The sequence below is a fragment of the Mesorhizobium sp. RCAM 05104 genome (genome assembly GCF_059683645.1).
On sequence record NZ_CM185033.1, the window covers coordinates 1941289 to 1959616 of the forward strand.

16 protein-coding genes and 1 pseudogene are annotated in these 18328 nt (G+C 63.0%); 8 read left to right on the forward strand and 9 right to left on the reverse strand.

Annotated elements, in window-relative coordinates:
• Window positions 1–196: 196 nt before the first annotated feature.
• From AC56QP_RS09690 to AC56QP_RS09715, 6 genes are read right to left on the reverse strand one after another with little or no spacing between them, the layout of a single operon-like run.
• Complete coding sequence (locus AC56QP_RS09690) at window positions 197–1099, reverse strand: GntR family transcriptional regulator (RefSeq protein WP_489859906.1); 903 nt, start codon at window positions 1097–1099, stop codon at window positions 197–199.
• Between the two features lie 52 nt (window positions 1100–1151).
• The gene (locus AC56QP_RS09695) at window positions 1152–2408 is read right to left on the reverse strand and encodes an MFS transporter (protein WP_489858173.1); all 1257 of its coding nucleotides are present in this window, start codon (window positions 2406–2408) and stop codon (window positions 1152–1154) included.
• 9 nt (window positions 2409–2417) lie between these two features.
• Window positions 2418–2870, reverse strand: coding sequence for a MaoC family dehydratase (locus AC56QP_RS09700; RefSeq protein WP_489858172.1), 453 nt, complete (start codon window positions 2868–2870; stop codon window positions 2418–2420).
• Window positions 2867–3328, reverse strand: coding sequence for a Zn-ribbon domain-containing OB-fold protein (locus AC56QP_RS09705; protein ID WP_489859905.1), 462 nt, complete (start codon window positions 3326–3328; stop codon window positions 2867–2869). The genes AC56QP_RS09700 and AC56QP_RS09705 overlap by 4 nt, the downstream gene beginning before the upstream one ends.
• Window positions 3325–4485 carry a thiolase family protein gene (locus tag AC56QP_RS09710; protein ID WP_489859904.1) on the reverse strand — a complete coding sequence of 387 codons (1161 nt, stop codon included), beginning with the start codon at window positions 4483–4485 and terminating at the stop codon, window positions 3325–3327. The genes AC56QP_RS09705 and AC56QP_RS09710 overlap by 4 nt, the downstream gene beginning before the upstream one ends.
• Window positions 4482–6434, reverse strand: coding sequence for an acetoacetate--CoA ligase (locus AC56QP_RS09715; RefSeq protein ID WP_489859903.1), 1953 nt, complete (start codon window positions 6432–6434; stop codon window positions 4482–4484). The genes AC56QP_RS09710 and AC56QP_RS09715 overlap by 4 nt, the downstream gene beginning before the upstream one ends.
• 135 nt (window positions 6435–6569) lie before the next feature.
• On the opposite strand from AC56QP_RS09715, the gene AC56QP_RS09720 reads away from it, so the two are divergent.
• The 7 genes from AC56QP_RS09720 (at window position 6570) to AC56QP_RS09750 (ending at window position 15315) form a co-directional block, all read left to right on the forward strand.
• A complete protein-coding gene (locus AC56QP_RS09720; protein WP_489859902.1) occupies window positions 6570–7748 on the forward strand; it encodes an acetyl-CoA C-acetyltransferase in 1179 nt (392 codons plus the stop codon).
• 397 nt (window positions 7749–8145) lie between these two features.
• Window positions 8146–9228 carry a LacI family DNA-binding transcriptional regulator gene (locus AC56QP_RS09725; protein ID WP_489859901.1) on the forward strand — a complete coding sequence of 361 codons (1083 nt, stop codon included), beginning with the start codon at window positions 8146–8148 and terminating at the stop codon, window positions 9226–9228.
• Window positions 9229–9393: 165 nt separating this feature from the next.
• Window positions 9394–10347: an ABC transporter substrate-binding protein gene (locus tag AC56QP_RS09730; protein ID WP_489859900.1), complete on the forward strand. Its 954-nt coding sequence runs from the start codon at window positions 9394–9396 to the stop codon at window positions 10345–10347.
• Window positions 10348–10417: 70 nt separating this feature from the next.
• Window positions 10418–11941, forward strand: coding sequence for a sugar ABC transporter ATP-binding protein (locus AC56QP_RS09735; protein WP_489859899.1), 1524 nt, complete (start codon window positions 10418–10420; stop codon window positions 11939–11941).
• Complete coding sequence (locus AC56QP_RS09740) at window positions 11938–12975, forward strand: ABC transporter permease subunit (RefSeq protein WP_489859898.1); 1038 nt, start codon at window positions 11938–11940, stop codon at window positions 12973–12975. The genes AC56QP_RS09735 and AC56QP_RS09740 overlap by 4 nt, the downstream gene beginning before the upstream one ends.
• 76 nt (window positions 12976–13051) lie before the next feature.
• The gene (locus AC56QP_RS09745; RefSeq protein WP_489859897.1) at window positions 13052–14431 is read left to right on the forward strand and encodes a hypothetical protein; all 1380 of its coding nucleotides are present in this window, start codon (window positions 13052–13054) and stop codon (window positions 14429–14431) included.
• 701 nt (window positions 14432–15132) lie between these two features.
• Entirely contained in the window at window positions 15133–15315 is a 183-nt protein-coding gene (locus AC56QP_RS09750; protein ID WP_256752464.1) for a hypothetical protein, read from the forward strand.
• Here the strand turns inward: AC56QP_RS09750 and AC56QP_RS09755 are convergent.
• Both AC56QP_RS09755 and AC56QP_RS09760 read right to left on the reverse strand, forming a co-directional pair.
• A complete protein-coding gene (locus AC56QP_RS09755) occupies window positions 15312–15473 on the reverse strand; it encodes a hypothetical protein (protein ID WP_489859896.1) in 162 nt (53 codons plus the stop codon). The genes AC56QP_RS09750 and AC56QP_RS09755 overlap by 4 nt on opposite strands.
• A gap of 422 nt (window positions 15474–15895) precedes the next feature.
• Window positions 15896–16027: pseudogene (locus AC56QP_RS09760) on the reverse strand (transposase); the annotation flags it as partial.
• A 41-nt stretch (window positions 16028–16068) separates the two neighbouring features.
• Between AC56QP_RS09760 and AC56QP_RS09765 the strand changes: the two are divergent.
• The gene (locus AC56QP_RS09765; RefSeq protein WP_489859895.1) at window positions 16069–16245 is read left to right on the forward strand and encodes a hypothetical protein; all 177 of its coding nucleotides are present in this window, start codon (window positions 16069–16071) and stop codon (window positions 16243–16245) included.
• Window positions 16246–16713: 468 nt separating this feature from the next.
• On the opposite strand, the gene AC56QP_RS09770 is transcribed toward AC56QP_RS09765, so the two are convergent.
• Window positions 16714–18318 carry a GMC family oxidoreductase gene (locus AC56QP_RS09770; RefSeq protein WP_489859894.1) on the reverse strand — a complete coding sequence of 535 codons (1605 nt, stop codon included), beginning with the start codon at window positions 18316–18318 and terminating at the stop codon, window positions 16714–16716.
• Window positions 18319–18328 lie beyond the last annotated feature (10 nt).

Here is an 18328-nt window from a genome sequence, read left to right on the forward strand (position 1 = left end):
CAACAGCTTTGCGCTTGCCGCCAATCGCGCTGGCGGCCTTTGACAGGACCCGTGTCCGGAATACTCCTCCCGCCACCCCGTAGGACGGCGGCATGAGCAGACCCTAAAGTCCTCGATCGCTCATGTCAATCTGGTTATTACCAGAAATAATATTTCCGCTTTCTGACCTAGCCGGCAATGCCTTGCCTTGGCAAACCTAGGCGTTCGTGGCGCTGCTCTGCTCGATCGACATGTGGATGCGGGCCACCGAGGAATTGTAGAGCGCCTGGTAGTATTCAAGCGCCGCACCATCGGCATCGTAGGCGATCGATTCGATCGAGATCAGCGGCGTCGCCGGCGACACGCCCATGCGCTCTGCCTCTTCCTTGGTCGGCAGCGCCGCGGTGAACCAGCGCTCGGCGCGCAGCACGGTCAGGCCGTAGCGTTCGCGGATCGTCTGGAAGACAGACTGGTTCTCGATGTCCACGGTCTCCAGCCCCGGCACCTTGTGGCCGGGCAGGCTGATATGGGTGAGCGTGATCGGCGAGCCATCGGTCATGTAGACGCGTCCGATGCGCACGACGCTGCCGGTTTCCGGGATGCCGAAAACGCTGCTTTCCTTTTCGTTGGGCGGGCAACGGTAGAATTCGAAGGTGCGGGTCGAGACGACGTGGCCCTTCGCGGTCAAGTCGCCGAACACGCTGAGGTTCGAGGTCATGAAATCGACATGCTCGCGAGGTGCCGCGACGAACATGCCCTTGCGGGGCATCTTGATGACCCTTCCGCCATTGGACAGCGAGCCGATGGCGGCGCGCACCACGGGCCGAGAGACGCCGAAGAAGTCACACAGCGCCTGTTCGGACGGAATGCGCGAATTGGCGGCCAGCACGCCGGTGTTGATCGCCTCCTCGATCTGGTTGCGCAATTGCACCCACAGCGGCGCGGCATCGTCGCGGTTGAGCTGGATCTTCTCGCCGATGGCGCGAAAGGTTTCCGCGGCCTCCGCGTCTTCCTGATCGTAGCGCGGTCTTCCCCGGGTCTTCAGCATTCCCCACCTTGACTTCTCGGCCTCGGTCGGCGAACCGGGCACCGGCATCATCGCCGTGCCTGATACACTCAATCTTTGCGCGAGAAATCAAGCCCGGTCGTGCAAGCCGGCAAGGCCCATGAAATCACCGCCTGCCGCCGGCCATCTTCGCAGCGACGGGCAATCCGCGCAGCACGAGCATCGCGGCGGCACCGACGAGCGGCCCGGGCACCAGCATCAGGAACGCCCAGCGCCAGCCGCCAAGCAGGGTCGCGACATGCGGCAGCAGCCAGATCGCAAGCACGGTCAGGGCAAAGCCGAGGCCAAGCTGGACCGACAGTGCCGTGCCGACAAAACGCCGATCGCCAAGCTCGGTCACCGCTGCCGAGAACTGCGCGGAATCACCGATGACCGAAATGCCCCAGATGAGTGCGATCAGTGCGAACAGCCAGAGCGGTCCATCGAAGACGAAGCCGATCGTCAGCGCGCAGAAGCCGGAGACGATCATCATTGCGGCCGTGGTCAAGCTGCGGCCGAAGCGGTCGGACAGCACGCCGCCGAGCAGGCAGCCGCCGACGCCGGCGGCAATCGCGCAGAACGTCAGCAGCGACGCCAGAAAAGGAGAGGCCTGTTGCTGTGTCTCGAGGGCCGCGCGGGTATAGGCCAGCAGCCAGGCCCACATGGCATAGAGTTCCCACATGTGGCCGAGATAGCCGATGTTGACCAGCACCAGCGGCCTGTCGCGGAAGATCGCGCCGATCTGGCGCGGATCGAACACCGCCTTGCCGAACGGATGCGGGCCTTCGCTGGCAAAGAACCAGAAGAGCGCGGATCCAATGACGGTCGCGATGCTTGCGGCCAGCACGACCGACTGCCAGTCGAGCGTACCGGCGAGTGCCCGGAACAGATGCGGCAGCGAAGAGCCCAGCGTCAGCGCCCCTATAACGGCGCCGAGCGCCACTCCCCTGCCCCTTGTGAACCATGTCGAGACCAGCTTCAGCGCCGGCGGGTAAACGCCGGCCAGCGCCACGCCGGTGAGGATGCGGGCGGCGACGAGGCCGACCGGTCCGGGCTGCAACAACAGGCACGCGTTGGCGGCGGCGGCAAGCAGGGCCGAGACCGCCATCAGCCGGTTCAGCCTGACCACGTCAGGCAGGTTGACGAGGCTTGAGACAAGCGCGCCGACAACGAAGCCGATCTGCACGCCATTGGTCAGCCAGGCCTCGATCGTGCCCGACAGATGCCATGCTGCCTTCAGCTCGGGCGTGATCGCGGTTGCCGAGAACCAGGTCGTCAGCGACAGGACGACGGCAAGACAGAGCAGGCCAAGGACGCTCCAGCGATGCGCATCTTCGGCAAGCACTGCCGGCGAAGCCGCATTGGAATCCCGCCAGAGCGTCATCGCCAGAACTCAGGCCTTGGCCAGCGGCACGGTGAACACCGTCGCGGTGCCGGTCAGGCAGACATCGCCGGCCTCGTTGCGCACGGAGGTCTCGATCTTGCAGATCGGCTTGTCGGGCCGCACCTCCTTGATCTCGACGCGGCCCGTGATCATCTCGCCGACGCCGACCGCCTTGACGAATTTCCAGGCGACTTCGAGAAACACGGTTCCGGGGCCGGGAAGATCCTCGGCCACCAGCGCATTGAGGATGCCGGAGGTGACGCCGCCCTGGACGATCAGCTTGCCGAACACGGACGCCTCGGCCAGCGCCTTGTCATAGTGCAGCGGATTGCGGTCGCCGGTCATCTCGGTGAAGGCCTCGATGTCCTCGAGGCGCGTGCGCCGCGAACGCTCGGCGAAAGCGCCGACTTGCGGCCGTCCCTTGACGACGCCGATCCAGCCGTCCTTCGTCTCTGTGCTCATGAGCGTATGTCCTGTCCTGTTGTGGTGTCTGGGGTTGTGTCCTTGGCCGACGGCCTGAACGCCGGCAGCGTGCGGCCGCCGATGCGCGTCGGCGCGAGCACAAGCGGTTGGCCAACCGCGCATGCGGCCTCTTCGGCGACGATGAAACTCAACATGGTCGGCCCTTCCTCGAGCTCGACCAAGCCGACGACATAGGGCGCGGCGGGCAGCCAGCCGGGATGGCCGGGCTTGTGCACGACCGAGAAGGATTTGAGCCGGCCACAGCCCGACGCCTCGCGCCAGACCAGGCGGTTGCTCCAGCAATGCGGGCAGATCGGCCGGGGATAGAACACCGCCTTGCAGCAGGCTTCGCAGGACTGGATGACCAGCCGGCCCTCGGATGCAGCCTGCCAGAATGGTGCGGTCAGCGTGGTAATGGTCGGCCCCGGCGTCTTCAGGAGATCGAGATCGACGCTCATTGATCGGCTCCCAGGACAAGCGCTGTCGCCTCGCTCATCGTCGCGCCATTGCCGGTGACCAGCGCCAGTTTTGCGTTGGCGATCTGCCGTCCGGTTGCCTGCCCGCGCAATTGCCGCACCGCTTCGACGACATGGGTCATGCCGCCGGCGAGATCAGGTTGGCCAAAGCCGAGCTGGCCGCCATGCGTATTCAGCGGCGCATCGCCGGACGGTCCGAGGGCATGATCAGCGACCCAGCGGCCGAACTGTCCCGGCGCGCAGAGGCCGGCATCCTCGATCGTCGCCGCCACCATGATCGTGTAGCAATCGTAGAGCGACAAAAGGCTCATCTCGGCGACACTTGTGCCGGACTGCGCGAAGGCGCGCGCCATGGCCGGCTTGAGCGGGCCGGAGGTGAGGCTCGGCGCCTGCGACACGGCGCGGTGCGTCACCTTCTCGCCCGCGCCGAGCAGGTGCACTGCGGGCTTTGCCAGCCGGCGCGCGCGCTCGGCCGAGACGACGACGACCGCCTCGCCGCCGGCGACCGGCATCACGATCTCGAGCAGGTGCAAAGGCGAGGTGACGATGGGAGAAGCCAGCACGTCGCCGACGTCGGCCGGCTTGCCATAAAAGATCGCCTCGGGATTGAGCTGCGCATTGGCACGCGCCCAGGCGGCGATCGCGGCGAAATCCTGTGGCGTCGAGCCGTGCTCGGCCATATGCGCCTGCATCAGCAGCGCATAGGAAATGTTGGCGCCCGACGCACCGAACGGCACGTCGAATTCGCGGATCGGATTGCGGTTGGGGGAGCGCGCCGGCTCCGCCTCGCGAGTGTTGGCCAGAACGCACAGCACCGCCTCGCACATGCCGGCCTCGATCGCCGCCGCCGCCCGCCAGACCATGCCGGCACCGGAGGCGCCACCGAGATCGACGACATTGGCCATGTCGGGCTTGAGGCCGAGATATTCGGCGACCGTCGCGGGTACGTGCTGCGGTGTTTCGCCGACCTGCGGACCGACCAGCAGTCCGTCGATATGGCCGGGCTCCAGCCCGGCATCGAGAACGGCGAGCCGCGAGACCTCGGCGATCATTTCCAGCGTCGTGCGCCCCTCGGTGCGGCGGGCCGGCTTGAGCTCGCCAATGCCGGCAATGGCGCCGCGTGACCGTGCCGCGCTCATGCCGCATGGCTCCGGTCGAGATGGCGGTATTCGTCGAGCACTTCGGGGTTGGCCAGTGAGCCGAGGTTCTTCACCACCTTGCCCTCGATCACCGTGCGGGCAGCGCCCTCCACCCGCTTGCCGTTCAGCGTGTAGGGAATGGCGGAGACGGCGTGGATGCGATGTGGCACATGACGCGGCGACGCCTGTTCGCGAATGTGTTTGCGGATGCGCAGGGCAAGCTCCGCCGTCAGCGCGCGGCCCTCCCTAAGCTTCAGGCAGAGCAGGATTTCCTCGTCGCCGGTCACCGGCGCACCGAACACCAGACAGTCCTCGATCTCCGGGAATCTTTCGCAGGCCGCGTAGATTTCGGCGGTGCCGATCCTGACGCCGCCGGGCTTCAGAGTGGTGTCGGAACGGCCATGCACGATGGCCGAGCCATGCACCGTCATTTCAGCGATATCGCCATGGGTCCAGATCTCGCGCCGCGCGGCGAAATAGGTCGCGTGATAGCGCTCGGTGCCGCCCTCGCCCCAGAAGGTCAGCGGCATCGACGGGAACGGCTCGGTGCAGACCAGATCGCCTTGCACGGCAATGACAGGCGCATTGCGTTCGTCCATCACCGCCACCGCCAGCCCGAGGCCCTTGACGGTCAGATGGCCGCGGCGCACCGGGTGCAGCGGCGACCCCAGCAGGAAGCAGCCGATGATCTCGGTGCCGCCCGAGATCGAAGCGAAGATCATGTCCGGCTTGACGTTCTGGTAGACCCAGTCGAACTGGCCGGGCGAGACCGGCGCGCCGGCAGACAGCAACGACCGCAGCGCCGACAGATCGTGCCTTTTGCCCGGCGCATAATTCTCGTCGGCGAGTGTCGCCAGATATTTCGGACTGGTGCCGAAATGTGTGACGCCGGCCTTTTCGGCGACACGCCACAGCGGGCTCGGGTCGAGCCCCTCTGAAGTCTTCAGGATCGGCGCGCCGTCATAGAGAACGACGGCCGCGTTGCAGGCGAGGCCGGAGATCAGCCAGTGATACATCATCCAGGCGGTGTTGGTGTACCAGCTCATGATGTCGCCCGACCGGACATCGCCATGCAGCAGATGCTCCTTGACGTGCTGCATGAGCACCCCGCCGGCCGAATGCACGATGGCTTTCGGCGCGCCTGTCGTGCCTGAGGTGTAGAGGACATAGGCCGGATGGGCGAAAGGCACCCTCTCGAAGGCGAGCGGCCCTTCCCTGCCGAACGCGTCGAATCCGATGGGCGTGATACCGGCACGAACCGATATCGCGACGCGGTCGCCACAAGTCACCAGCGTCGTCAACTCCGGCATGCCTGCAACGATCTCGGCGAGCCTGCCAGCGATGTCGTGGTCCTTGCCGCCATAGCGGTAGCGCGGTGTGGCGAAAAGCACTTTCGGCCCGATCTGGCCAAGCCGATCGAGAATGGCCGCGACGCCGAAATCCGGCGAACAGGACGACCACACCGCGCCGATCGACAAGGTGGCGAGCAGCGCGGCAAGCGCCTCGATGCGGTTTGGCAGGATGCCGCCGACCCTGTCGCCGCGCACCACACCGGCCGCTCTCAGGCCATGCGCCGTGCGGGCGACCATGGCGCGCAGCTCGGCGCGGCTGAAATGTCGGAAATGGCCGGTCTCGTCGGCCTCGACGACGGCGAGCGCCGCGCCATCGCCGCGCAAAAGGTTTTCGGCAAGGTTGAGACTGGCTTGCGGAAAGAAGGCACTGCCGGTCATCGGCGCCGACGGATCGGCCCGGAACGCCTCCTCGCCTGGCTCGCCGATGATGCCGGCAAAATTCCAGACGGCGCGCCAGAAGGCGCCCATTTCACCGATCGACCAACGATGCAGCGTCTCGTAGTCATGCGGATCGAAGCCGTTTGCCGCGGCAAAACGCGCAAGGCCGGAGGTTTTGAACGCGGCCGCCGCCGGCGTCCAAAGCACGCTGGATGTCATCAAGTCCTCCCGGAAATTCGATTGGCGTTTCGCTCTTGGCGATACGCCCGACAGCAGCTAGAATATTGGTTATAACCAGAATGTCAAGAACGCCGAGGCGGCCATTTGTCCGCCTTGCCGAGGAGTGAAAAGCGTATGCAGGATGTGTTCATCGCCGCCGCCAGGCGCACGCCGATCGGCAAGCTAAACGGAGCGTTTGCCGGCGTCCCTGCAACCGAACTCGGCGCGACCGTCATTCGCGCCCTTCTCGAGGAGGCACAGGTGGAAGGCGCCGCCATCTCCGAAATCATCATGGGCCAAGTGCTGACTGGAGGCGCCGGACAAAACCCCGCAAGACAAGCTGCGCTGAAGGCCGGCATACCGGTCGGCGTGCCCGCAATGACCGTCAACAAGGTCTGCGGCGCCGGCCAGAAATCGATCCATCTCGCCGCCCAGGCGATCCGCTGCGGCGACGCCGACATCGTCATTGCCGGTGGCCAGGACTCGATGACCGAGGCGCCGCACCTCCTCTACGGCGCACGGCGCGGCATCAGGATGGGCGACCACGAGATCAAGGATTCGATGATCGTCGACGGTCTTTGGGACGCACCCAACCAGGTGCACATGGGCGTGACCGCCGAGGGCCTGGCACGGCGCTACCAGATTACCCGCGACGAGCAGGACCGCTTCGCTGTGGCTTCGCAGGAAAAGGCCGGCAGCGCCATCGCGACCGACCGCTTCGCCGGCGAGATCGTGCCTGTAGCAATCATGGGCAAGCGCGAGGAGCGTGTCGTCGCCAGCGACGAGCATCCCAACCCCGCGTCGACGCTGGCAGGCCTGTCGCGTCTGCGGCCGGTCTTCGATCGGGGAGGCACCGTCACGGCAGGCAATTCGTCCGGACTGAACGACGGTGCCGCGGCGGTGATGGTCGTATCGGAAAAGCGCATGAATGAACTCGGCCTGACGCCACTGGCGCGCATCGCCGCTTATGCCTCGGCCGGGGTCGAGCCGATGCAGATGGGACTGGGGCCGGTGGCGGCCTCGCGCAAGGCGCTTGCCAAGGCCGGGTGGGCGGCATCCGACCTCGACCTTATGGAAATCAACGAGGCCTTCGCCGCTCAGGCCATCGCCGTCAACCGCGAGATGGGCTGGGACGCTGGGCTGATCAACGTCAATGGCGGCGCCATCGCGCTCGGTCACCCGCTGGCCGGATCCGGCTGCCGCATCGTCGTCACGCTGCTGCACGAGATGCACAAGCGCGGTGCCAGGCGTGGCCTCGCCTCGCTCTGCATCGGCGGCGGGCTTGGCGTCGCGATCTGCCTGGAGCACCCATAGTAGGAATGTTTGCGGAGAAGGGGATTCCGGTCGTCACGCTCGCCACGGACCTGCCGGGGTCGCGCCGGCAGGCGTATGTCGTTTCCTCGGAGGCCAGGATCGATCTGCTTAACAAGCTATTTTTTTGTTGAATTTCTTCTGCTTTCAAGCTCGATGTGCATCACAATAGGTAGCACATTCATGGCGACCAGCCAGGTGAGCCGCGAGGCAGCTGCCCTCAAGCAACGTCCTCACGCAACGTCGACTCGCCTTGATGTTCAGGATCGTTACCTCGGGCGCGGGTCCAAACCTCAAATTGACAACGGGCGGAATAAGGACTAAACGTCATCCTAATCGTTTAGGTGGAGCCTTCCGGCTGACCTCGACGAGGGAGGATTGACCCTTGGCAAGATCAACGATGCGCGACATCAGTCGCGCCACAGGCCTGTCTGTGTTCACCGTGTCCCGGGCTCTTAGCGGAGCCGACGGGGTCTCCGAGGCAAGCCGGCAGCAGGTGCTGAAGGCGGCGAGCGATCTCGGATACGTGCTCAACCGCGCGGCCCAGGAATTGCGGCGGGCCAGCCGAGACTCGGTTGCCGTCATTACCGCAAGCACCTCGAACTCCTACTATCTCGACCTGATGGCAGGCATACAGCAAGCTCTGGAACCTTCCGAGTGGACGGTGGTTGTCGGCGACGTCGCGGTCAACGGCGTGTATGACGCCCGCCTTGAGGATCGGATGATCCGCCGCCTCATCGAGTCACGGACCGCCGGCGTGATTTCGACGCTGACCCTGAAGGCAGAGAACACGCGCCTGCTCGAGCGCTGGGATATCCCGCTGGTCTTCGTGGACTCCTCGCCGCCTGCCGAGGCCGCGCACACACCAAGCGTGACCACCGACAACTACAATGCCAGCCTGATGGTGGGTAAGCATCTTGCCGATCATGGGTACAAGGACTGGCTGTTTCTGGTCTATCCGTCGAAATGGTCGACGCGGTTCGACCGTGAGCGCGGCATCAAGGAGGCCGCGCGGATCCACGGGGCCGACCTGCTGGTGCTGGAGTCGGAGAATGACGCTCAGTCCGGCTACAGCACGCTGGCGCGCCATCTCGACTCCACCGGCAAGGTTCCGCGCGCGCTGATCGCAGGCAACAACCCGCTGCTGCTCGGCTCCATGAAACTTGCCGCTGAAAGGCGCGTCGCAATACCGCAGGAAATGGCGGTGGTGGCCTATGACGAATTCGCCTGGTCAGAGCTTACCGATCCGCCGATGACGGTGCTGAACGAGCACAGCGAGCAGATCGGCCGCCTTGCTGCGATGACCCTGCGCAGGATCATCGACAAGCAGGTCGAAGCCGAGAAAAGGGGCCAGGCGCCCACCCCGGTCTATCTTCCGGAGGACCAGCAGCGCGTGCCCGCCCGCCTGATAATCCGCTGCTCCTGCGGCTGTTCGAGAGACAGCGCGCATGCGCAAGGCCCAATGACCTCGCAGGCAGCTTAGCGACAACTGGAATGGAAGGACGATGACCGGACTACTTCGCGCTTGAACCTAAACGATTAGGCGGGTCGAAACCCGGAATCTGTCGCGGTGATAGTCGCGGCTTGGAAGTCGAGGAAACCGAATCTGCCGTCACATCACGGCGGCAGACAACAAGGAGGAAAAAACATGAAAGCAAAGACCAGTATCCGGCTTATGACTGCTGCGTCCCTTGCGGCGCTCGGCTTGTCCTTCGGGGCAGCCCCAGCCTCGGCGGAAGGCAAGCTTCCCAGCAAGATCGAGAAGATCGGCCTGATGGTGCAGGACATGTCCAATCCGTTCTTCTCCGCCATGACGAAAGGCGCGGAAGATGCGGCCAAGCAGATCGGCGCTACCGTCAACGTGCAGGACGCGCAACTCGACCTGGCCAACCAAAACACCCAGATCGACGCCTTCATGCAGCAGGGCGTCAATCTGATCGTCATTTCTGCGGTAGACGAAGCCGGCATCGAGCCGGCTATCCAGCGGGCGAAGGATGCCGGCATCATCGTCATCGCGGTCGATACTCCAGCTCACGGCGCCGACGCGGTGATCATGACCAATGCGGTACAGGCGGGCGAGAAATCGTGCGAGTACCTGTTCCAGCAAATGGGCGGAAAAGGTCAGGTGCTCCTGGTGGACGGCACACCGATCCAGACGATCATCGACCGCATCAATGGCTGCAAGACGGTCGCCGCGAAGTTTCCCGACATCAAGATCGTTGGCCAGCAAGCCTCGAAGAATGACCGGGCCTCAGGCCTCGCCGTGACGACCGACATGCTGACGGCCAACCCGGATGTCACCGGTATCTTCGGCATGAACGACCCCTCGGCGCTCGGCGCGGTGCTTGCTGTCGAACAGGCCGGCAAGACCAGCCAGATCAAGGTCACCGGCGTGGACGGCAGCCCCGAAGCGGTCGCCGAACTGAAGCGGGAAGGGTCGCCGTTCATCGGCTCCGCCACGCAGAACCCGGCGGAGATGGTGCGCCAGGCGGTGAAGGTCGCGCAGGACATGATTGCCGGCAAGGCGCCGAAGGACAAAACAATCCTCATTGAGAGCGTTCTCGTCACTCGCGACAACGTCACCCAGTATCCCGGCTGGTAACCATCTCCCAGACCAGCCCGGCGGGGAGCGGCCTTGCGCCGCTCCCCGCCTCAAGACCCGTGAGGCTGCCATGAGCACCCAACTTCCGCTTCTTGTCATCGAAGACGTCTCCAAGCGCTTCGGGGCAACGCTGGCCTTGAACAAGGTCCATTTCGACCTGAGAGCGGGCGAGGTGCATGCGCTGATGGGCGAGAATGGCGCGGGCAAGTCGACCCTCATGAAGATCCTCGCCGGCAACATCCAACGCGACGCGGGGCGTATCCTTATCGATGGCCATGAAGTCGAGATCCGCTCCCCGATCGATGCCTCCGCCAACGGCATCGCCATCATCCACCAGGAACTTAACACCGTTCGCGACATGACGGTCGCGGAAAACCTTGCGCTCGGACGTGAACCGCGCACGCGCTTCGGCATGCTCGACCGTCGCCGCATGGAGCAACAGGCGCGTGAGAAGCTGGCACGCATCCACTCGACGATCGATCCGCGGCGGCCGCTCGGCTCGTTGAGCCTGGGCATGCAGCAGTTGGTCGAGATCGCGCGCGCCGTTGGCGAAAACGCCCGCGTGCTCGTGCTCGATGAACCGACCGCGGCGCTGTCGCGCGCCGAGGCAGAGGAACTCTATCGGATCATAGGCCAGATGCGCTCGGCGGGCGTGGGGCTGATCTACATTTCGCACCGCATGGAGGAAGTTTGGCAGTTGGCGGACCGGGTCACCGTGTTCCGTGACGGCGGCTATGTGGGGACCGGCACCCTGGCCGAGATCAGTCCGCAGGACGTGGTTCGCATGATGGTCGGCCGTCCGGTCGCCGACCTCTACCACCACGACAAACGCACCCCCGGCGCCGCCGTCCTCGAGGTCGAAGGACTAGCCAGCGAAGACGTCGGCCCGGTCGACCTCTCGGTTCGCGCCGGAGAGGTGGTGTGCATGGCGGGGCTGATCGGCTCGGGTCGAACCGAAGTCGGACGCCTGATTTTCGGCGCCGACCCGCGCACCGCTGGTTCAGTCAGGATCGAAGGCCGTCCCAGTCATCCGTCTGATCCCTTCGAGGCGATTGCCGACGGCATCGGCATGGTGCCCGAGAACCGCAAGGAGCAAGGCCTGTTCCTCGACCATTCGGTGGAGGACAACATTGCCATCAGTTCGCTCGACCGCTTCGTCGCGGCAGGCGTGGTCAATCGGGCGGAACGACGCGATGCCGTCATGGAGCAGATGAAGCGGCTCAAACTCCGGCTCAACGCACTCTCGCTGCCTGTGAAGGCCCTGTCTGGAGGAAATCAGCAAAAGGCGGCACTCGCCCGATGGCTGCTTCGCGATTCCAGGGTGCTGATCCTCGACGAACCTACCCGCGGTGTCGACATCGGTGCAAAGCGCGAGATCTACGAGGAGATCGACCAACTCGCCCGCGCCGGCAAGGCAATCCTGGTCATGTCGTCGGATCTGCCGGAGGCGATCGGGATAAGCGATCGCCTGCTGGTCATGCGCGAGGGCAGAATCGTGTCCGAACTGGTTTCGGAGAAAACCTCGGAAGAGGAAGTGATGCTTCATGCGACGGGTACCGCGACCCGTGGCGGAAACACAGGAGTGCAACCGTGAATACTGCCCGAGACGAGACCACTCAGCCAACACCAACCACGCGGGATCACGCCCCCTTCGATTTCGCCAAATGGTGGGACCGCGTGGGCATTCTCATGGTGCTGGTCGCGCTGGTGATCCTGATGTCGGCCATCGCTCCGAATTTCAACCGTGTCGACAACCTGCTCAACATTGCGCGCGCCATCTCGGTGAACGCTATCCTGGCGGCAGGCATGACGCTCGTCATCCTGACCGGCGGCATCGACCTTTCCGTCGGATCGATCATTGCCGTTTCTGGCGTGGTCTCCGTCATCGCCGCCATAGCGGGCGTGCCCGCCCCCGCCGCCATCCTTGTCGGCATTGCCGTCGGCGCGGCCTGCGGCCTGGTCAACGGAGCGCTGACCGCCTACCTCTCGCTCGCGCCATTCATCGTCACCCTGGGGACGATGACCTTCCTGCGCGGCCTTGCCTATACCATCACCAAAGGCCAGCCGATCGTTTCGAGTTCCCTGAATTTCAAAGACATCGGCAATGGATACCTGTGGGGCATCCCTGTGCCGGTCATTGTGATGGCAATCGTCTACCTGATCATCTGGTTCATTCTGGAGCGGACGCGCTATGGCCGCCATGTCTATGCCGTGGGCGGCAATGCCGAGGCAGCCAAGCTCGCCGGCGTGCGCGTCAAGAGGGTCATCACATCGGTCTATGTCCTGGCCGGCGGTTGTGCCGGTCTGGCGGGCGTCATCTTCTCCGCTCGCGTCATCTCGGCCCAGCCCACCGCCGGGACCGGCTATGAGCTAGACGCGATAGCGGCGGTCGTGCTCGGCGGTACCAGCCTTGCCGGAGGCCGCGGCCGAATTGTCGGCACGCTCATAGGATCGGTGATCCTTGGTGTGCTGGGTACCGGTTTGATCCTGCTCAACGTGCCCTTCTTCACTCAGTTGCTGATCAAGGGTGTGGTCATCATCCTGGCCGTCGCCATCGACAGCCTGAAGCAGCGGCCGGGGCTTTTCCGCTTTCGCAAAACCGCGCCACCCGGCGCGTCCAGCCAATAACCGCCACGGCGTCTCGGCCCGCCCTGACGCGACAGGCGCGTTACCCAATTCACCACTTTCCACTGGAGGGACCTCCATGACCCTTGCCGTCACCATCACAGATCCTCTCGCAGGCCGGCGCGACCATGAGCCGATCGTCTTTTCCGTCGCCGCGGACCTGCCGCATGCCCTCTGGTGGGCTCGCGACGACGCTGGCAACCGGGTGTTGTGCCAGCGCCTGACACAGGACGCCAAGCCAGGCGAAACGCGTTTCACGGCGACCGTGAGCTTCAGCGGCCACCTACGGCTAACGCTGGACGAGCCCTGCGACGCAGTTTCGGTTGACGCCCCCGGCATCACTGTTCTCAAAGGCAGGGAAGCGGACTGCTTCGTACGCCTTGATACGGGTGTATTCGACCTCGAGCTCTGCTCAGGCACAGCGCAAGGCCTCGGTTCGTCCAAGTGGGGAATCCGCCACTTCCGGTCATTGGCCGACGATTTCGAACTGCTACCCTCCGGCAACAATGCCATCGGCGGCTTTTACGGGCCCTTCTTCACCCCGGAGAACGGTCTCATCAATCCTCCCGAGCATACGACCGTCGAAATCGAGACGCTGGAGCGCGGTCCGGTTCTGCACCATTACCGGATGCACGGCACGATCCCGGACGGCCTGCTGGATGAACTCAAGGGCAAGCGCTTCTCGATCGACTGGATGTTCACCCACGGGACGCCCTTTTTCCAGCGCCGCTATTGCGTCGACCCTTTCCAGACCGTCATCAACGGCCGCTCCGTCACCAACAAGATTACTGTCGGCGACGAGTTCGAGGGCGGCAAGGGCAGGCTCGTGTTCGATCGCTTCGCCGCCTATGGCGGCACGCGCTACCGTGCAGGTGACCCCTACGCCGGCGAACTCGTCGCGATGGTGGCCGACACGGTGACCAACTCGGCCAACCAGAGCCGGAAGTTCGAGGAATTCCGTTCGCATCTCGGCGACATCGAATCCGCCCATTGGGACCTCTATTGGCGGCTGTTTTGCAAATGGGAAGGCGTGCTTGGGGACGATGAGCTACGCGAACGCCTCGCACGTGTGCGCGCAGCGGCGCATGTCAAGGCTGATCTTACGGACCGGCACTGGATCCTGACAGATCAACCGGTCGACGTGTCGGCCGTCGCGCACGAAACGATCTTCCCCGGTCCAGCCGACAAGACAGTGGAATTCGACGAGGCCACGGGCCGTGCCATGATCTGGTGGACATCGGAACCGTCGGGGGCTTTCCAGATCGTCCAGCGGCGCCAGTCCGGTTGGGTCAATTGGGGCAGCAATGGCGAGAATGAATGCCCGGAACTTCCTGTCGGTGTCCAGATCAAGACCGCATACGGCCATTTCGCCGATCGCTGGCAGACTGTTGCGGATCAACTGGAGACGCAGCCAACTGTGCGCGTCGAACGGAGCGCCCCCGTGAATTCAATGGCATGACGTTCGACTGGGGCTGGAGAACCTGATCCTCGCTGTACGCCAGGGATCGATATCGCCGGCTTCCATGGCAGATGCGCGATTCCAACTATTTGATTGATCCGTCATGGGCATCGAGGCGCGGGCGTCGGACGCAAGCAATAATCGCGCTTCTCGAAAGTGCGCTTAGTTGGTCTGGACGCTCTGTGAGCTTCTCGCTGCCCCCGCCTAACTGCAACGCCGACCCTCCCTTTGGCGAATTGTTATTGGCAACGACGCATAGAACGCTGACTGGTCATTTTCGTTCCAATCGCCCATCTTCGCAGATCATCGTCGACGACTTTGGAGTGGATCGCCAATCGCCTTCTCGCGGGAGCGGAAGGTCGCGCCACAGCCGCAAAACGTCCGGGCCATCGATTGTGTGACCTCCAAAAGGCTGTGCTCGACGAACGTCGACATCATTCCCCCGGCCTCATCATAGCGGCCGCGAAACTGACGGCCGGCTTCGCTGAACGCCGTCACGAATCGACCGTCAGCGCGGTAAGCCTTACTCACAGATCCGCTACAGTTGCTCAAGGGCCTAGGCCATTGCCGTCGGCACGGGCCCTACGGGCATGCGCGGTCGATTCAAAACATTGCGACACGGCTGTGTGTAATTGTTCGCATTCAAACGACTTTACGACGCTATTTTTGCGCCCTCTCACTTGGTGATGGTGGAGGAAATCATGGAATCGCCCGAGCAGCACGCCGTCGAAATCATTCGCGACAAGAAATGGACTGTCCGCGTTACCGCCTACGGCAACACGCTGACAGTCCCATTCGAGGCTGAAAGTCACGCACGCTCCTATGCCGATGGCCAGGCGTTCCGGCTTGGCGTCGAAGTGGCGGAACGTAAGAAGAGCGCCTAAAAAGTCCCAACGATCACTTGTCGGGCACTGGTGCCGGCGTCGTCGACGATCAGCCGCGAGCGATAGCCATCGAACTTGACTTCATGAATCCAGTCGTCGCCTTCGGGGGGCTGCTCTACGAGCATCGGTATCAATGGCGGGATGAACTTCAAACGCATGAACTGACTCGCAAAACCGCGATTCAATTAGCGTATGCTTAATTAGTTCCGAAGCTTTTTAACGAGATCGTTGACCGCGCCGTCCTATTCTGGGACAGCGCGGTCGAACCCCAACCCTGACTGCGCAGGCGGCTCCGGCAACCCACCCCCGCCGCAGTGTCGGAGCCGCTACCACACCTCCCTAGAATACCAGCAATGGTTGAATCAACTGTTACCGCACGTGCTTTCCAATTTTCTATCGCCTGCACTACGGGCGCGCTTGAACACCTGCTCGTGGCCCCTGGAAGCAGCGGTGATATAGGGTAGGTTGAGTGCGTAGCGGACCCAGAAGATCCTGCAGTCGCGTTCCGATCAAGTCCTTTCCGGTCCAGCCGAACCGGTCCAGACAAACCGCATTAGGACGCGGACTCATAAAGGCGCAGCTATAGCCTGATTGACGCGAGATGTACGAAGGCTAGGTAGTTGGCGGCCAGCCTGTCGTAGCGCGTCGCCACCCGGCGACAATGTTTGATCCGGTTGAAGAACCGCTCGACCTGGTTGCGAGCGCGGTAGAGATAGAGGCTGAAGCAGATCGGATCGCTACGGTTGTGTGGCGGTGAAGCGCTACGCACCTGCGCTTGGGCCGATCACCGCTGAGCGTATCGAGCGCGCGCTCGACCGCGTGGCGGAAATTATGGTGGAGGTAGCGATCAGGATCTTCCTCTTCGCGCCTTCGCCCTTCAGAGCAAGCCTGAAAGCCAGCAGCCGAACCTTTTTAAAGCAAAAACAGTAGCTTAGGGGAGAAGTCGATGGTACCGTTGGCTGGGATCGCTTGCGACCCTACTTAATTGTTTCTATTCGTTTTTTCCCGGCTCTAATCACCGATTTGTATCACAATAGGTATCACAATACGTAGCACATTTACTGCTGCTTCGTGGGCGCAACCAGAGGTACGCGGTCGAAGCCGCCGCTATATAGTGACATCCTCATGCAATGTCGACTCTGCGCGCCATCCTGCTTCTTTCCGCCGCGCCGAGCTAAACGCCCTCTTGTCCAAATGAAATTGGTGGACCCGGTTGTGGACAAGCAACGACCGATACCGACATTCGCTGATCCTAGCTATTTAAGAAAACAGAACGTGTTCGGAACCGAGCAGACAATTGTTTAGCTCAGCCGAGAGAAACGGCCTTGGGTGGGCAGCGAAACCAGTCTTTCTATTGGCCACGCCAAGCATGCCCCGAGCATGAGTGAGTCGCATCGCTCAGGCAATTTGGTGAACGATCGCCGCTGATATTTTCTCAGCAGCCATGATAATGGGTGCATTGACGTTGGCGGAGGGGATTTTCGGCAAGATCGAGCCATCAACAACGCGCAAATGTTTAGTCCCGTGCACCATGCCCACCGCATCCGTGACCGCCTCGCCGTCCGTGCCCATGCTGCACGTGCCAACTGGATGATGTTCGGTGTTTGCGACATTGCGGATAAAGGCTTCGATTTCGGCATCCGTTGAATTGCGGCCTACCGCGTCCAATTGCCCGGCACTGTGCTTGCTCCAGGCAGCCTGTCCGGCCATTTCCAGCGTCTTGCGCACGCCGTCGACCATTTCGACCATATCGCGCCGGTCATCGAAATAGTTGAACTGAATTGCCGGATACTTTTTCGGGTCCGCTGATTTTAGTCGGATAGCGCCTCGGCTGAACGGGCGCATCTGGCTGACAAAATATTGAAAGCCGTCTCCCAGCACCACTTTTCCGGACTGGAAGTCGGCCAGAAAGGGCAGAAACTCGTGCTGCAGGTTGAAATAGTCCGTGCCGCTGCCGCCATCGAAAAAGGCGCCTACTTCAAAGAAGCTGGTAGCGCCCAGCCCGGATCTGAACAGCAGCCATTCCAAACCCAGTTTGATCCGTCCGAGACTTTCCAGTTTGCGGTTGATGGCGTCGGCGCCGTTGGAACGGAAGCGCAATGAGGCCACGACGTGATCCTGCAGGTTCCGTCCGACACCGGGGCTGTGCGCGACCAACGGAATGCCATGGCTGCGCAGGTGAGCGGCCTCGCCCACGCCCGAGAGCATCAGGAGGTGAGGTGAACCGATCGTTCCGGCAGACAGGATCACCTCACGCCCCGCCATCGCCTTTTCGACCTGACCATTGCGGCTGTAAACGACGCCCGTGGCCGTCGTGCCGTCAAAAGCGATTTTCTCGACTAGGCAGCCGGTTTTGACCGTCAGGTTGGGGCGCGACATCGCCGGGCGCAGATAGGCCGCGGCGGTGGAACAGCGCACGCCTTTGCGGATCGTTGCTTGGGTGACGTGCACGCCTTCCTGGCTTCCGCTGTTGTAGTCACCGGCGTTGCCGAGCCCATATTGCTCACCTGCCCGCAAAAAAGCATCGTAAAACGGATGTTTGGCCTCGCTGCGGGTCACGCTCAACGGGCCGGAGCCACCCCTGTTGGGATCGCGCCCACCCTCAAAACTCTCCATCTTGATAAAATAAGGCAGGCAGTCGGCGAAGCTCCAGCCCTCGACGCCGAGCCCAACCCATTGGTCATAGTCCTTGGGATTGCCACGGACGAAGACCATGCCGTTGATCGACGAACTGCCGCCAAGACAGCGGCCGCGCGCCTGGCCGATCCTTCGATGGTGCAAGGCGGGTTCCGGCTCGCTTTCGAACTTCCAGTTGTAGACGTCGCTTTCTATTGGGAACGTCAGCGCGGCCGGCATCTGGATAAAGAGGCTTCGGTCCGATGGCCCCGCTTCCAGAAGGCAGACGGATACGTTGGGGTCCTCGGTCAGGCGATTGGCCAGTACGCAACCGGCTGACCCCGCTCCCACGATGACATACTCGTATTCATTGGATTTGACACTCATGAGCGAGGTC

Coding starts and splice junctions, on each gene's coding strand:
- AC56QP_RS09750 (WP_256752464.1), top strand. CDS start 15,133: ATGGAATCGCCCGAGCAGCACGCCGTCGAAATCATTCGCGACAAGAAA.
- AC56QP_RS09715 (WP_489859903.1), bottom strand. CDS start 6,434: ATGACATCCAGCGTGCTTTGGACGCCGGCGGCGGCCGCGTTCAAAACC.
- AC56QP_RS09735 (WP_489859899.1), top strand. CDS start 10,418: ATGAGCACCCAACTTCCGCTTCTTGTCATCGAAGACGTCTCCAAGCGC.
- AC56QP_RS09710 (WP_489859904.1), bottom strand. CDS start 4,485: ATGAGCGCGGCACGGTCACGCGGCGCCATTGCCGGCATTGGCGAGCTC.
- AC56QP_RS09720 (WP_489859902.1), top strand. CDS start 6,570: ATGCAGGATGTGTTCATCGCCGCCGCCAGGCGCACGCCGATCGGCAAG.
- AC56QP_RS09770 (WP_489859894.1), bottom strand. CDS start 18,318: ATGAGTGTCAAATCCAATGAATACGAGTATGTCATCGTGGGAGCGGGG.
- AC56QP_RS09755 (WP_489859896.1), bottom strand. CDS start 15,473: ATGCGTTTGAAGTTCATCCCGCCATTGATACCGATGCTCGTAGAGCAG.
- AC56QP_RS09725 (WP_489859901.1), top strand. CDS start 8,146: ATGCGCGACATCAGTCGCGCCACAGGCCTGTCTGTGTTCACCGTGTCC.
- AC56QP_RS09700 (WP_489858172.1), bottom strand. CDS start 2,870: ATGAGCACAGAGACGAAGGACGGCTGGATCGGCGTCGTCAAGGGACGG.
- AC56QP_RS09745 (WP_489859897.1), top strand. CDS start 13,052: ATGACCCTTGCCGTCACCATCACAGATCCTCTCGCAGGCCGGCGCGAC.
- AC56QP_RS09695 (WP_489858173.1), bottom strand. CDS start 2,408: ATGACGCTCTGGCGGGATTCCAATGCGGCTTCGCCGGCAGTGCTTGCC.
- AC56QP_RS09705 (WP_489859905.1), bottom strand. CDS start 3,328: ATGAGCGTCGATCTCGATCTCCTGAAGACGCCGGGGCCGACCATTACC.
- AC56QP_RS09730 (WP_489859900.1), top strand. CDS start 9,394: ATGAAAGCAAAGACCAGTATCCGGCTTATGACTGCTGCGTCCCTTGCG.